This window comes from Arthrobacter sp. UCD-GKA, assembly GCF_001863355.1.
Lineage (GTDB): Bacteria > Actinomycetota > Actinomycetes > Actinomycetales > Micrococcaceae > Paeniglutamicibacter.
The window spans coordinates 175,851-188,950 of record NZ_MOLR01000003.1 but is presented as its reverse complement, the minus strand read 5'-3'; the positions used below and the strand labels follow the sequence as shown (position 1 = coordinate 188,950).

The following is a 13,100-nucleotide window of genomic DNA, read 5'->3' as shown; positions in this document are numbered from 1 at the left end:
CTATCGGGGATGCTTTCAGGAGAGATCACCGTGAATTTGTTCCGAAAGGACCACCCCGAATGACTGCAAGCACCTATGACATTTTCGACCCGGCAACCCTGGAGAAAATCGGTGTGGCCCCGCAGCATTCGCAGGCGGATGTCGAGCAGGCGGTCGCCCACGCCTCTATCGCCGCCAAGGCTTGGGCGTCCGACCTTCCCATGCGCCGCGAGGCACTGCAACGGGTTTCCGCCCTCATCCGCGAACGTCGCGGTGAACTTGGAGAAATCCTCAGCCGCGAGCAGGGCAAACCGCTTGCAGAAGCCACCCAGGAGTTTGCGGTGGCTGCGGACGTCTTCGCTTACTACGCGCAATTGGCCTGGGAGGAATCGGAGAACCTGCCCGACCGCGCCGATCGCCGCCTGAGCATCCAACACCGTCCTGTCGGATTGGTGGGAACCATTACCCCCTGGAACTTCCCCATTTCCCTGCTTGCGGTCAAGCTCGCCCCGGCACTGGCCGCGGGTTGCACTGTCATCGCGAAACCGGCACCCACCACCCCGCTTTCAACGATCGCCTTGGTTGAACTCGTGAACCAGGTGCTGCCTCCTCACGTCGTCCAGACACGCACCAGTTCAAACCGTGCGGTCAACGTCGCATTGAGCACGCTGCCCCGGGTACGCAAGATTTCTTTCACGGGCTCCACCGATGTGGGCATCTCCGTGGCCACCCAGTCGCTGCAAAGCGTCAAACGAGTCACCCTCGAGCTCGGAGGAAACGACCCGGCCATCGTCTTGCCCGATGCCGATGTCGCAGCCACAGCGCGCGGCATTGTCGCCAGCGCATTCCGCAACGCCGGACAGGTCTGCATGGCCGTCAAGCGCGTCTATGCGCCACGCTCCCTTGAAACCGAACTGACCGAGGCCATCAGCGCCGAGGTTGCCAAGCACGGCCTGGGCCACGGCGTTGCCGAGGGCACCACCATGGGCCCCATGCACAACGCCTCCCAGCTCGCGACCGTCCAGGACATGATCGACCAGGCCCTCTCCTCCGGTGCCCGGGTTGTCCATGGCAACAACCGCGGCACGGACCTGCCCGGATATTTCCTCAGCCCGACCGTTATTGCGAACGCCAGCGACGGGATGAGAATCGTTGACGAGGAACAGTTCGGAAATGCGCTGCCCATCGTCGGCTTCGACGACGAAAATGCCTTGATCCGGATGCTCAACGCCCAGGAATTCGGCTTGGGTTCCTCGCTCTGGACGCCCGACGAAGAACGCGCCCATGAGCTGGCCTCGCAGTTGGAAACCGGAACGGTGTGGATCAACCAGCACACCGTCGTGGAACTCGATGCGCCTTTCGGCGGCTGGAAAGCCTCAGGCGTCGGGCGGGAACGCGGACGCTGGGGACTCGACGAGTACCTCGAAACACGAACCATCAATGTGCGCGACAATGTGCACCAGACCCAGCAGAAGGAGCCACAACGTGGACACTCCCTTTGAACTCATCACTCTCGGCACCGCCGCCGGCCCGGCCATCCGCGGCCATGAAGACGGGATTGCCAGCGCGTTGCGGGTGGAGGATTCCTTCTACATGGTTGATTTCGGATTGGGCGCAACGCGTGCGGCCCACGAAGCGGGGCTGCGCGGCAAGAATTTCCGCGCCGGCTTCATCACCCACCTGCATTCCGACCACGTGGTCGAGCTTCCCGCGTTCCTGCTGTGGAATTGGGGCGCGCCGGTGGACGGTTTTACGTCTCCCATCGACATCCTGGGTCCGGGGCAAGATCCCGGCCACCCGCGCGGCAAACAGCTGTCGGGAACCATGGGCATGGTCCAACATTGCCTCGACGCCTATTCCTACGATGTCGACATCCGCATCACCGATGAAGCCCGTCCAAACCTGCGCGAGATCGTCCGTGCCCGCGAGATAGAGGTGCCGCACCCCGACAGCATAGTGCCCTTTGACGTGTACGAGGACGACCTGGTCAAGGTCACCGCGGTGCTAGTGAAGCACCCCCCGATCTTCCCGGCGCTGGCCTTCAGGTTCGACACCGCATACGGCTCGGTCACGTTCTCCGGCGACACCGCCGAGTCCGAGGCGCTGGCAATCCTGGCGCAGGACACCGATGTCCTGGTTCATGAGGCAGTCAACCTGGATTTCTACAGGGCACAGGACTTCAGCCCAGCATTCATCAACCACCAGATGATCGCCCACACCTCACCGGAGGGCGCAGGACGCGTCGCGGCGAGCTCTGGCGCCCGTTCTCTGGTGCTTTCCCACTTGGCCGGCATTGCCACCCCCGAGCAGTGGAAGTCCCGCGCCGAAGCGACGTACTCCGGAAAGATTACCGTCGCCACCAGTGGGCAGCGGTTTGCCTTGAACAAGGTTGCCCGTCCGGAATCGATGGTTTCCGGGATGTAACTTCTCTCGCAACGCTCCTTGGCCTTCCGTCATCGAACCCGCGGCCAGCCGGAACCAATTCCGGACTGCCGCCCGAAGACGGAAGGCCTTGCCATGTCCGAACCACGATATCCAAAGCCCTCCGCTGCAGGTCTCGACGATCTATGTCCATGGCCTGGCAATGGTTTGACCCATCTATGGGTTCTTTCAAGGGGCCAGCAATATTGCGAGTGGGGACCACCCCGGGATAGCGTAAATATTCCCCATGCGACCCACGAATGCCATCGTTGGGATCCACTTGGCCATTGACAGGTGACCGTTCCCGTGACGCGAGCCGGCCGGGCCGGAAATGGACCGATTGCCCGGGACGAACCGTTGGGCGTTGCAAGTCCCTGGAAGAGCGTGGCCGGTTCGATCTTGCCGGGGTGGTGCGGCCGCTGCTGGAAAGCGCTTGAGCATATTGCTTGGGCACATGTCGCGCCGCTGCGGCTGGACGGTGTCCGGCACAGTCGAAGTCTTAAGGCGATCCGACGCCCGCGGCCCCCTCGGCGTCCACGACGACACGGTCCTGGACCGGATCATCCACAACTCCATTTGAATCGATGCTGGACGCTGCTGACAACATGCGGGAGAAGATCGGCATCGTCAGGCACGGTTGGCTTCGTTGCGGCTAGGCGGCTCCCATCCAAGCAGATGCTTGCCCCCAACGGCAATATCGTTGGACGCCAAGCACGATAATGGGTGGTCCCCAAAACGTAGAATACTCAGGTTCAGGGCACGTGCCCCCGAAACGCCGCACGACAAGAGCAGAACGGCCGTGGATCGCTCGACTGTCCCCACGAGGAACATCAACTTCTCGGCAACGGCCCCGCGCCACATGCAGCTGGCTGCCCCTCACCATGTGGTGCGGGGCAGCCATCTCAGATCGCGGGAACGGGCGCCGAGCTCAGGCCTTGAGCTTGAGGTCCAGTCCCAGCTTCGTCCTGTCGCGTTGCTGGTTGATGAAAATCATCGACAGCACCCCGATCAGGGCCAAGGCGCCGCCCGTGTAAGCGAAGGCGTTGAGGTAGCCCGCGCTTGGCACCGCCGCGGATCCAATCATGAATCCTACGAACATCGGCGCGACCAAGCCCCCGGTCGTCAGGAAGGCATTGGTGATTTGCAGAACGGCTCCGCGTTGCTGGATCGTGGTCATTTCCGAGGCAACCAGGTATGTGACGGCAAAAAGCGCGGGCGCCGTGCCGAAGCCAAACATGAAACAAATGATGGAAACGGCATCGATGTTCGACAGTGTTCCAACGATGACCATGAGGCCGCCAAACGTTGCGGCGCCTCCCAACACCACGCCTCGCGACACTCGCGTGGGGATCCCCTTGTTGACCAGCACCTCGGTCAGCCAGCTCAGGCCGATCGTCGCGATGAAACCCCAAATTGCCGGCAGGGCTATCAATGAACCCGCCTGCTGCGTGGACATTCCCATGGCGTTTTCGTAGTAGGCCGGAAGCCACGTGGTGGCAACGGTAAACGTCCAATAGCCAAAGAATGAACACAACACGGCCAGGATCCAGCTCGGGGTCAAGAACGACCGCATGTACCGCACCGGCGCGTCGGACGCCTGGACCTTGGCGGTGTCGAGCGTTTTTACTGCTTGCCCCTCGATCTCGAGTTCGGCTTGGACGGAAGTGTAGGGTCCTTCCTTGCCGATAAAGAGCCACAGGATCGACCATACGACGCCGACGATGGCCAAGAACACGAAAGTGGATTTCCACCCGAACTCGGCATTGACCCACGCCAATACTGGGGCGAACGCGACAATGCCCAGCGTGACTCCCGACGAGGCGACAGCCGCGGGAGTGGCCGACCGCTTGGCAGGGAACCACTTGTACACCGAGTGCATGATGACCGGAGCCAGCGGACCTTCCCCGGCTCCAAGGACCAGGCGGCTGGCCCACAGCGCAGGAAGCGAGGCAAAGACGAAGATGGGCACCTGCGCGACCGACCAAATCAGGCACAAGGTCAGCAAGATCCATTTGGACTTGACCCTGTTGGCAATCGGAGCAGCGACAAACTGCGCGATCCCGAAGAGCATGAACACGGCGGAACCGAGCAACCCGAATTGTTGCGGGGTGATGTGGAGGTCGTGCATCAACGGAACCGCCACGATACCCAGAATCGCCTTGTCCGCCCAGCTGACCATCATCAGGACCAGGAGTGCCGCGGTGGTCAGCCAACCGTATCGCTTGCGGCGCCCGGGGGTCCACGTGGCAGGGTCGCTCTTGGCGTTTTTTGGGCGCGGTAAAGCATCGAGTGACATAGCGTTGCTCCAAAAGTAATAGGGGCATTGGGCCCCCGGCCGGATGACTATCTTTGGGTGGTGATGCGCACGGGCATCGACTCGAATCCGCGCAAGACATTGTGCAGAATCGGTTTCGGCTCGCCGACAAGTTCGATCGATACAACCTTCTCCAGCAGTTGCTGCAAGACGATTTCCATTTCCATTCGCGCAATCGGCTGGCCCACACATTGGTGCAGGCCCATGCCGAACGCAACGTGGCCCGAAGAAGTGCGTTCCAGCGAGAACTCGTTCGCGTCGGCTCCCCATTTCTTGGGGTCGCGGTTGGCCGCGCCGATGAAGACCTGGACCTTGGATCCGGCAGGAATGCCGACCCCGCCCAACTCCGTATCGACAGTGGTCGTCCGGTGGAACTTCTGGAATGGCGATTCCAGTCGCAGGGCCTCGTCAATGGCGAACTTGGCCAGCGACGGTTCCTTGCGAAGGCGTTCCCAGGCTTCCGGATGGCGGGCCAAGACCGAGAGCGTGTTTCCGATCCCGAAGATGGTCGTGTCCACACCCGCCGAAAGCAGCGCACGGACCAAGAGCGTGGCTTGCTCTTCCGTGATCAATCCTTCGCCGACCTTGGCCCAGATCCCCGCGCCGAAGCCAGAATCGGTCAGAGACTCGCGCTTGCAGGCGTTCATGACCACGCGAGCGTGTTCATCGCCTTCAGCGAAGGCTTGGTGGTAGATGTAGTTTTCGGGACCGAACGCGTTGAACACCATGTTGCCGTAGGGAAGCAGGTGCTCGCGCCCTTCCTGCGGAATGCCGACGGCATCCGGAAAAACCTCGATCGGGTACTTTTCGGCGAGGTCGGTAATGGCGTCGAAGGTGTTTCGTTGCACCAACGCCTCAACCAGTGAAACAGCCGGTGCGGTGAAGTCCTTGCGCAAGGCACGGACCGTTCCAGGGTTGATGACACCGGTCAGCGCGCGGCGCATCAGCGTATGGATCGGCGGGTCTGATTCCAGGATGCTTGGCGGGCGCCAGCCGTCGTCCTTGCGGATGTCGCGTGGCCCCAGCCCACCGGAGGACACGAACGTCTCGAAGTCCGTCAGCACTTCGTAGACCTCGTCGTAGCCCGTGATGGCGTAGGTCTGTTCCGATTCCAGCCAGGATACGGAACCGGCCTCTTGCAAGGAAGCAAGGAACGGGTAGGGGTTGAGCAGGTGCTCTTCACTGTACGGGTCGCCCGTGAAGACGATGGGTTCGCTGGTGGATGTAGTCATGGAAGTTTCTCTCCTGGTCTTTAAAGATCGAGCACAAGTCGGTCGCACCCGGCAGCGGCACGCGAGACGCACACCAGCATGACTTCGTTTGCGTCCTTGTCGGCTTCGGTCAGCACCGCGTCGCGGTGTTCGGGCGTTCCCGAGAGGATGTTCGTCTCGCACGTTCCACACAGGCCGGCACGGCACGATGAAAGAATGCGCACACCCACCTTTTCGACGGCGTCGAGAATGCTCTCGTTGGTCTGCACCGTGACGATGCGCCCGGCCTTGGCCAATTCGACCTCGAAGGGAGCGCTAACGGAACCTGCTCCCAAGGTGTCGGCCGAGAAACGCTCAAGGTGCAGTGCACCTGGAGGCCACCCCATGCACAGGTCCTCGATGGCGCCCAGCATGCCGCCGGGGCCGCAAGCATAGACCAGCATGTGGGCCCGCGGCATGCCCAGGATCGCGTTCAGGTCCAGGCGGCCGACTTCGTCCTCCGGATAGAGGTTGACCTTGGTGCTCCCGTACGCGTCTTCCAGCGATTGGGCAAACGCCATGGAATGCCGGGAACGGCCGCCGTAGACCAGGCGCCATTCCCTCCCCGCGGCTTCGGCCGCTTCAATCATCGGGATGATCGGCGTGATGCCGATTCCCCCTGCGATGAACAGGTACTTCCGCGAATCAATCATGGGGAAGTTGTTCCGCGGCGCCGAAATGGTCAGCGGGGTTCCGGCAACCAACTTTTCGTGAACGGCCTCCGAGCCGCCACGGGAGTCTGGAACGCGCAGCACCCCGATACGCAGGACTTCACGGTCGTTTAGATCGGAGCACAAGGAGTACTGGCGTGTGAGTCCGTCACCGAGATGGACGTCGATGTGGGCCCCTGGGGCCCACTCGGGAAAGCTCTCGCCGTCAATGCGCCGCAATACCAGTGAGACCACTTGGTCAGCCACGTGCTCGGCCGCGTCAACAACGACGTCCAACAGCCCAGCTCCGCTAGCCACCGGCTTTACCGTGTCAACGGCTGCACCGAGCCGCCCAGTTTGAGGCGTCATGTCCATCGCTCCTTATTGCTACCGACCCGATCATCTTTCCGTCGGGCCACAACAACGATCGTAAGTGCGCTGCAACACAGCCCAAGCAGCGTCTTCCATCCAATGGAAAGACGGCAAATGCTCAGGCAAGCTCGCGGCTAACCAAACTGCGGGCGATACCACGGGCTGCAATTCGGAGGACCGGAACCACTGTCCCGACCGGCGGAGGGTTCTTCTGGGAGACCACGCCGATGGCCGCCGCGATCTTTCCCGAGGGCAGGATGACGGGGACGGCCAAGCCGAAGTTGTCCTCGCCGCTTTCTTGGTTGGAGACACCAAAGCCTTGTTGGCGCACGGCTTTCACTTCTTCGGCCAGCCTGGACCGGTCCGTGATGGTGTGCCGGGTAAAAGCCTCCAGCTTGCCGATCCGCGGCAGCAGCTCCATTCCCTCATAGGCCAGCATCACCTTGCCCGCGGCACTTGCATGCAGGCCAAGGTGCGATCCCGGCCGTCGGAACGGGGCCCCGGCTCGCGTCCCGGAAATCCGGTCCAACAACAGGACCGAGGACCCGTCGAGAATAAAGAGGTTGACCACGTTTTGCGTCACGAACAAGACATCTTGCATGTGCGGCGCCGCAATCTCGGCGATGTCCTTCTGCACGGGGGCCAGGGTCGCGATCTGCCAGAGCCGCTGGCCAATGACGAAGTCGCTGCCGGACCTCTCAAGCGCTCCCCATCGCACCAATTCGGCCGACAACCGATGTGCGGTGGCGATGGGCAGCGCGGCTCGGCGGGACAACTCACTCAAGGACAAGTGCGTATGGCGTTCGTCGAAGGCCCCAAGAATCTCCAGCGACCTCCAGGTCACGGAATCCGCGGCCTTCACGACCCTGCCTTCGGCGTCGATTCCCCGACGCGGGGTTGCGTTGGCCATTCCCACGATTCTTTCTCACCAAGACGAGCTCTGCCTCGCTGCCAGTCTACCGGCAGGCCTCAATCCGAAACTGGCACTCCTTCGCTCTGAAGCCGGTAGCACCGCCACCGATCTACACACAGAGCCCCGGCTTCGGGGAACTTTCCTGGCTGTGGTTTAGGTCAGCGACCAGGAGCGCTTGGAAAGCCCGAACCAGAAGCCGTCGATCGCGCTCTTGGCCTCGATGCCTCCCGAGGCATATGCCGCGCCCAGGGCGACATAGAGCGGCGCCCAGTGCTCGGAGCGCGGGTGCGCCTCGCGCGCGGCCGGGGCCTTGTGCAGGAAGTCGAGGATCGAGTCAACGTCCCCGCGGGCCATGGCTTCTTCGGCCCAGTGGTCGAACTCGCTCGAGGCCGTCGGCGGGGTGGTGTCCGGTCCTGCTGCCGGGTTGAACCAGCGCAGGTTGTGCGTGGTGAAGCCGGAGCCGACGATCATGGTCCCGCGCTCGCGCAGCGGGGCGAGCGACTGGCCCAGGGCAAAGAGCCCCTGCGGGTCCAGCGTGGGCATCGACATCTGCACCACCGGCACGTCGGCCCCGGGGAACATTTCCTTCAGCGGCACATAGGCGCCGTGGTCCAGGCCGCGGGTCTCGTCGCGCTCCACGTGGTGGCCGTGGTTGCCGGTCAGCCGGGCGACCTCGTCGGCCAGCTCCGGCGCCATCGGCGCGTCGTAGCGCACGTCGTAGTAGTGCTGCGGGAAACCCCAGAAGTCGTAGACCAGTTCCTGCTTGCGGTGGGTGGCGCTCAGCGACACCGGCGCGTTCTCCCAGTGCGCGGAGACCATCAGGATGTCCTTGGGCTTTTCCATGGTTCCCGACCAGGCCGCAAGCTCGGCGGTCCAGGTGGCGTCGTCGGCGAGCGGCGGCGCGCCATGGGAGAGGAAGAGCACCGGTGGGAGGTCAGCTGCAGTAGTCATGGGACCAGTCTAAACCAGATTAGTTGATGCTTCAAGCATTTCCTGGTGGCAATCGGCACATGCCCATCCCGGCGAACAGCCCACCGGGAGGCCCCGGCGGTTCCATTGAACCGCCGGGGCCTCCCCTTCCGGGACGCTGCCCTAGAACGGGTAGGGGGCGATCTCCGGACGCATGGTCAGCCACTGCGTCTCGGTGAACGCCTCCATGTTGGCCGAGGCCCCGCCGATGCGCCCACCGTTGCCCGAATCCTTGACCCCGCCGAACGGCGAGTTGGGCTCGTCAGAGACGGTCTGCTCGTTGATGTGGACCTTGCCGGATTCAACCCTGTCGGCGATCTTCATGGCCATGCCCACGTCCCCGAGGATGGACAGCGAAAGCCCGTAGCTCGATGCGTTGGCCATCTCAACCGCCTCGTCGATAGTGGAGAAGCTGCGCACCGGGGCGACGGGCCCGAAGATCTCTTCCTTCCACGCAGCGTGCTCCGGGTCCAGGTCCGCAAGGACCGTGGGCGGGTAGAACCAGCCTTCGCCGCGGGTCCCGCCGGCCGCCAGCCGCGCGCCGCCCGCAACCGCCGCCTGCACCATGGAATCGATCCGCTCCAGTTGCCGCCCGTCGATGATCGGCCCGATCGCCACGGTTCCGGACTTCGGGTCGCCGACCGGCAGGTTCTTCGCCTTTTCGGCCAAGGCCGCCACGTAGTCCTCGTAGATGTCCTGGTGCACGATGTGCCGGCCGGTGGCCATGCAGATCTGGCCCTGGTGCATGAACGAACCAAACGCCGCCGCCGAGGCGGCCTTGGCCAGGTCAGCCCCGGGCAGCACGATCATGGCGCTGTTGCCGCCCAGTTCGAGGTGGGCTCGCTTGAGCAACCGTGCGGCGCTTTCGCCGATCTTGCGCCCGGCGGCCGTGGAACCGGTGAAGGCGATGACCCGCACCTCGGGGGCCTCGACCACCGCGGCACCGACCTCCGCTCCGCCGGGAAGCAGGTGCAGCAGGCCCTCGGGCAGCCCGGCCTCCTCGAAGATCCGCATGATCGACACCCCCGCGCAGACAGAGGTGCGCGGGTCCGGCTTGAGCAGCACCGCATTGCCCAGCGCCAGCGCCGGGGCGACGGCGCGGATGGCCAGGATCAGCGGGAAGTTGAATGGCGCGATCACCGAGACGACACCGACGGGGCGGCGGCGGGCGAAGGACCAGCGTTCCTCGTTGGTGGTCAGCACGTCCCCGGCGGGCATCGAAGGCAGGGCGGAGGCCTCGTAGCATTCGTTGGCCGCGGTGTGTGTCTCCAACCCCGCCTTGGCGGGAATTCCGCCGGACTCGCGCACCAGCCAGCCGTTGACCTCCTCGGCATGCTCTTCCCACAGCAGCCCCGCCTTGCGCAGCACCGCTGCCCGCTCCTCGGGCTTTTTCGCCGCCCAGGACACCTGCGCCTTGGCGGCCGCGGCGGAGGCACGCAGCACGTCCTCGGCGGAGGCCACCCCCAGTGTGCCAAGCACGTTCCCGGTGGCCGGCTCCACGACATCCTGGGTGCCGGCACCGCCGGCCACCCAGCCATTGACGTTGATCTTCGAGTTCCAGAGTGATTCTTCAAGCAGTGGCACTTTGTGGTTCCTTATCTGGTGGGCATGGATGCGGCATTCCGGCGCGGGCCGGCGGGGCGTGGAATCATCGCGCGCGGCGCTCCCCCTTGCCGTGCGCCCCGCGCGTGACCCGCCCCACCTCCACGCTATGCCAGGACAACGCATCGGTCCAACGAATCCACGCGCAATCGGTCATCGATCACTTCGATAGAGTGGGCGCATGAGCATGGACCTGAATCTGCTGCGCACCTTCCTGGAAATCTACGAGGCCCGAAGCGTCACCCGGGCGGCACAGGAACTCTCGCTCACCCAGCCGACGGTCTCGCACACCCTGGCCAGGCTCCGGACCCAGCTGGGCGACCCGCTCTTTGTCCGCGGTCCCGGCGGACTCGAACCCACTGCCCGAGCCAACGAACTCTTCCAGGTCTTCCGCTCCGCGGTGGACAACATCGACGCGGCGGTGGATTCGAACTCCGCCTTCGATCCGGCCACCACGCGGCGCACCTTCCGCATCTGCCTCTCGGACATCGGCGAGGTCATCTTCCTGCCGCGGATCATGGCCCGCCTGGCAGCGCTGGCGCCGGCCGCCAACCTCGAATCGGTGCCCATGGCCGTGGATCGCATCCCGCATTGGCTGGCCCACGGCCAGGTCGACGCCGTGCTGACCTCTCTGGTGCTCGGCGGCGGCGCGCGGCGCGAGGGCGTGATCAAGGACAGGTACGTCTGCCTGCTGCCGCACGCCTTGGCCCCGAAGCGGGGCAAGCTCACGCACGCGCAATTCGACGCGCTGGGATTCGTGACCATCGACCCCACGGCCGGGCACGGGCAGATCGAGGAACGGCTGGGGGAATCCGGCATCTCGCTGCGCACGGCATTGCGCGTGCACCATTTTTCCGTGCTGCCCTCGGTGCAGCTCGAATCCTCGCTGGCCTCGGTGGTCCCGCTGGAGATCGCCGAGCGCTTCTGCCGGCAGTGGCCCCTGGTCCACCGCGAACTTCCGGTGGACAGCCCCGCCTTCTCCGTGGACCTCTACACCGACCACAAGATCGCCGCGGGCGGGCCGGTGCTCTGGTTCCGCGAGCTGGTGCGCGATGCCCTGCGCGAGATGCCTTCGGCGCTGGGTCCGGCGGGACCCTGAGCCGGCGCCGGGTCCTGGGCACGAAAAAGGGGCGCGGTTCCCGGGGTTTCGCACCAGCGAATCCCCGGGAACCGCGCCCCCATTGCCTATCCGGATCGTTTTCCCCGGCGGCGTTTCTCGCCCGGGGGCAAGGCCCCTACGCCGACTGGGTTTCGAGCACCGGCTCGTCGGCATCCTTCTGCGCGGCCGGCTTGGGGATGGCGGCCACGGCGAGCATGCCGAGCAACGCCGCCCCGGCGAAGAGGTAGAAGCCCCACGGGTAGGCGTGGCCGCTGGCCACCAGCAGGCCGGTCAGGCCCGGCCCGGCGATGGCTCCCAGGCGTCCCACGCCCGCCACCATGCCCATGCCGGTGCCCACCACGTGCTTGGGGTAGATGTATCCGACGAATCCGTAGACCAGCACCTGCGCACAGAAGACGAAGAAGCCGGTCACCAGGACCACGGCGTTGAGCAGCAACTGGCTTTCCATCCGGATGCTCAGCAGGGCCAGCAGCACCGCGGCAGCCGTGAACCAGAACATCGTGGTGCCCTTGACGCCGCGCTTGTCCGCAATGCGTCCCCCGAGCAGCAGCCCGGCGATCGCACCGACGTTGAGGATCAGCAGTAGCACCAGGGAATCCGCAACGTTGTACCCGGCGCCGCGCATCAGCTGCGGCAACCAGGTGTTCAGCCCGTAGACCAGTAGCAGTCCCATGAAGGCAGCGACCCACAGGCCGATGGTGGAGCGCGCAAGCCCTCCGGTGAACAGCGCCGCCATGCTGGATTTTGGTGCCTTCGTGCCAATGTCCTTGAGGCCCACGGCGTGGGTCTCAGGCAGCTTGGCCCACATGAACGGGAGTACCACCAGGCCCAGCGCGCCACCGATGTAGAAGAGCAGGTGCCAGTCGGCATGGGCAAGGATCGCGAAGAGCGAGGCGGCCACGGCGCCGACGTGGTAGCCGGTCATGGTGATGGTCGAGGAGTGCGCACGGGCGTTGGAGGCAGCGGCTTCCTGCATCATGGTGATGGCCACGGGCATGCATGCGCCCATGCCGAGGCCCGCGATCATGCGCGTCGCGGCCAGCAGGGCGACGTTGGGCATCAGCGGGAACAGGATGGTGAAGATCGAGAAGATCAGCACGCAGGCCATCAGCGGGTTGCGGCGTCCGTAGCGGTCCGAGATCGGGCCGATCAGCACGGCGCCGGCACCGACGCCGACCAACGAAATCGTGGCGATGAAGGTCGCGTCAAGTGCGGTGATACCCGCGTACGCGGTATCGATCAGCTGGGGAATCGAAGCGGAGAGGGCGACAATGTCGAAGCCCTCGAAGACGACCGTCAGCCAGCACAGGGCAACGATCCATTTATTGCGGGTGGATTTCATGGAGTGTATGGAACCTTAGGTCAAGACTTTCGGGAGCCAAGAGATCTATGGCACCCATCACCACCAAGTGTGCCTAGGGTCGCATTATATTGTCCAATAGATGCGGCGTGCACCACACATAGAAAAAATCTATGTTCGCATGGGGCCGGACACCGGCGCGCTTCGGAA

The 13,100-nt window shown here is 64.2% G+C and carries 10 protein-coding genes; 3 read left to right on the top strand and 7 right to left on the bottom strand.

Features of this window, described 5'->3' with window-relative positions:
* Window positions 1-59 precede the first annotated feature (59 nt).
* Together BLJ79_RS05910 and BLJ79_RS05905 are read left to right on the top strand one after the other, a co-directional pair.
* Entirely contained in the window at window positions 60-1,481 is a 1,422-nt protein-coding gene (locus tag BLJ79_RS05910) for an aldehyde dehydrogenase family protein (RefSeq protein WP_071213770.1), read from the top strand.
* Window positions 1,465-2,403 (top strand): MBL fold metallo-hydrolase, encoded by a 939-nt coding sequence (locus tag BLJ79_RS05905; RefSeq protein ID WP_286135275.1) that lies wholly within the window; start codon window positions 1,465-1,467, stop codon window positions 2,401-2,403. Before BLJ79_RS05910 ends, BLJ79_RS05905 begins: the two co-directional genes overlap by 17 nt.
* Window positions 2,404-3,328: 925 nt before the next feature.
* On the opposite strand, the gene BLJ79_RS05900 is transcribed toward BLJ79_RS05905, so the two are convergent.
* The 6 genes from BLJ79_RS05900 to BLJ79_RS05875 all read right to left on the bottom strand — a co-directional run bounded on the left by BLJ79_RS05900 (window position 3,329) and on the right by BLJ79_RS05875 (window position 10,452).
* Window positions 3,329-4,696, bottom strand: a complete 1,368-nt coding sequence (locus BLJ79_RS05900; protein ID WP_071213768.1) for an MFS transporter — start codon at window positions 4,694-4,696, stop codon at window positions 3,329-3,331.
* 47 nt (window positions 4,697-4,743) lie between these two features.
* A complete protein-coding gene (locus BLJ79_RS05895) occupies window positions 4,744-5,946 on the bottom strand; it encodes a cytochrome P450 (RefSeq protein WP_071213767.1) in 1,203 nt (400 codons plus the stop codon).
* Window positions 5,947-5,966: 20 nt separating this feature from the next.
* The gene (locus tag BLJ79_RS05890; protein ID WP_083411045.1) at window positions 5,967-6,983 is read right to left on the bottom strand and encodes a PDR/VanB family oxidoreductase; all 1,017 of its coding nucleotides are present in this window, start codon (window positions 6,981-6,983) and stop codon (window positions 5,967-5,969) included.
* Window positions 6,984-7,104: 121 nt separating this feature from the next.
* A complete protein-coding gene (locus BLJ79_RS05885) occupies window positions 7,105-7,896 on the bottom strand; it encodes an IclR family transcriptional regulator (protein ID WP_071213766.1) in 792 nt (263 codons plus the stop codon).
* 156 nt (window positions 7,897-8,052) lie between these two features.
* The gene (locus tag BLJ79_RS05880; RefSeq protein ID WP_071213765.1) at window positions 8,053-8,850 is read right to left on the bottom strand and encodes a dioxygenase family protein; all 798 of its coding nucleotides are present in this window, start codon (window positions 8,848-8,850) and stop codon (window positions 8,053-8,055) included.
* A gap of 141 nt (window positions 8,851-8,991) precedes the next feature.
* Window positions 8,992-10,452, bottom strand: a complete 1,461-nt coding sequence (locus BLJ79_RS05875; RefSeq protein WP_071213764.1) for an aldehyde dehydrogenase family protein — start codon at window positions 10,450-10,452, stop codon at window positions 8,992-8,994.
* Between the two features lie 199 nt (window positions 10,453-10,651).
* Here BLJ79_RS05875 and BLJ79_RS05870 point away from each other — a divergent pair, with 199 nt between their 5' ends.
* A complete protein-coding gene (locus BLJ79_RS05870) occupies window positions 10,652-11,569 on the top strand; it encodes a LysR family transcriptional regulator (protein WP_071213763.1) in 918 nt (305 codons plus the stop codon).
* A 136-nt stretch (window positions 11,570-11,705) separates the two neighbouring features.
* Here the strand turns inward: BLJ79_RS05870 and BLJ79_RS05865 are convergent, their stop codons facing one another.
* Window positions 11,706-12,932: an MFS transporter gene (locus tag BLJ79_RS05865; protein ID WP_071213762.1), complete on the bottom strand. Its 1,227-nt coding sequence runs from the start codon at window positions 12,930-12,932 to the stop codon at window positions 11,706-11,708.
* Between the last annotated feature and the right edge of the window lie 168 nt (window positions 12,933-13,100).

Coding starts and splice junctions, on each gene's coding strand:
- BLJ79_RS05910 (WP_071213770.1), top strand. CDS start 60: ATGACTGCAAGCACCTATGACATTTTCGACCCGGCAACCCTGGAGAAA.
- BLJ79_RS05900 (WP_071213768.1), bottom strand. CDS start 4,696: ATGTCACTCGATGCTTTACCGCGCCCAAAAAACGCCAAGAGCGACCCT.
- BLJ79_RS05895 (WP_071213767.1), bottom strand. CDS start 5,946: ATGACTACATCCACCAGCGAACCCATCGTCTTCACGGGCGACCCGTAC.
- BLJ79_RS05890 (WP_083411045.1), bottom strand. CDS start 6,983: ATGACGCCTCAAACTGGGCGGCTCGGTGCAGCCGTTGACACGGTAAAG.
- BLJ79_RS05885 (WP_071213766.1), bottom strand. CDS start 7,896: ATGGCCAACGCAACCCCGCGTCGGGGAATCGACGCCGAAGGCAGGGTC.
- BLJ79_RS05880 (WP_071213765.1), bottom strand. CDS start 8,850: ATGACTACTGCAGCTGACCTCCCACCGGTGCTCTTCCTCTCCCATGGC.
- BLJ79_RS05870 (WP_071213763.1), top strand. CDS start 10,652: ATGAGCATGGACCTGAATCTGCTGCGCACCTTCCTGGAAATCTACGAG.
- BLJ79_RS05865 (WP_071213762.1), bottom strand. CDS start 12,932: ATGAAATCCACCCGCAATAAATGGATCGTTGCCCTGTGCTGGCTGACG.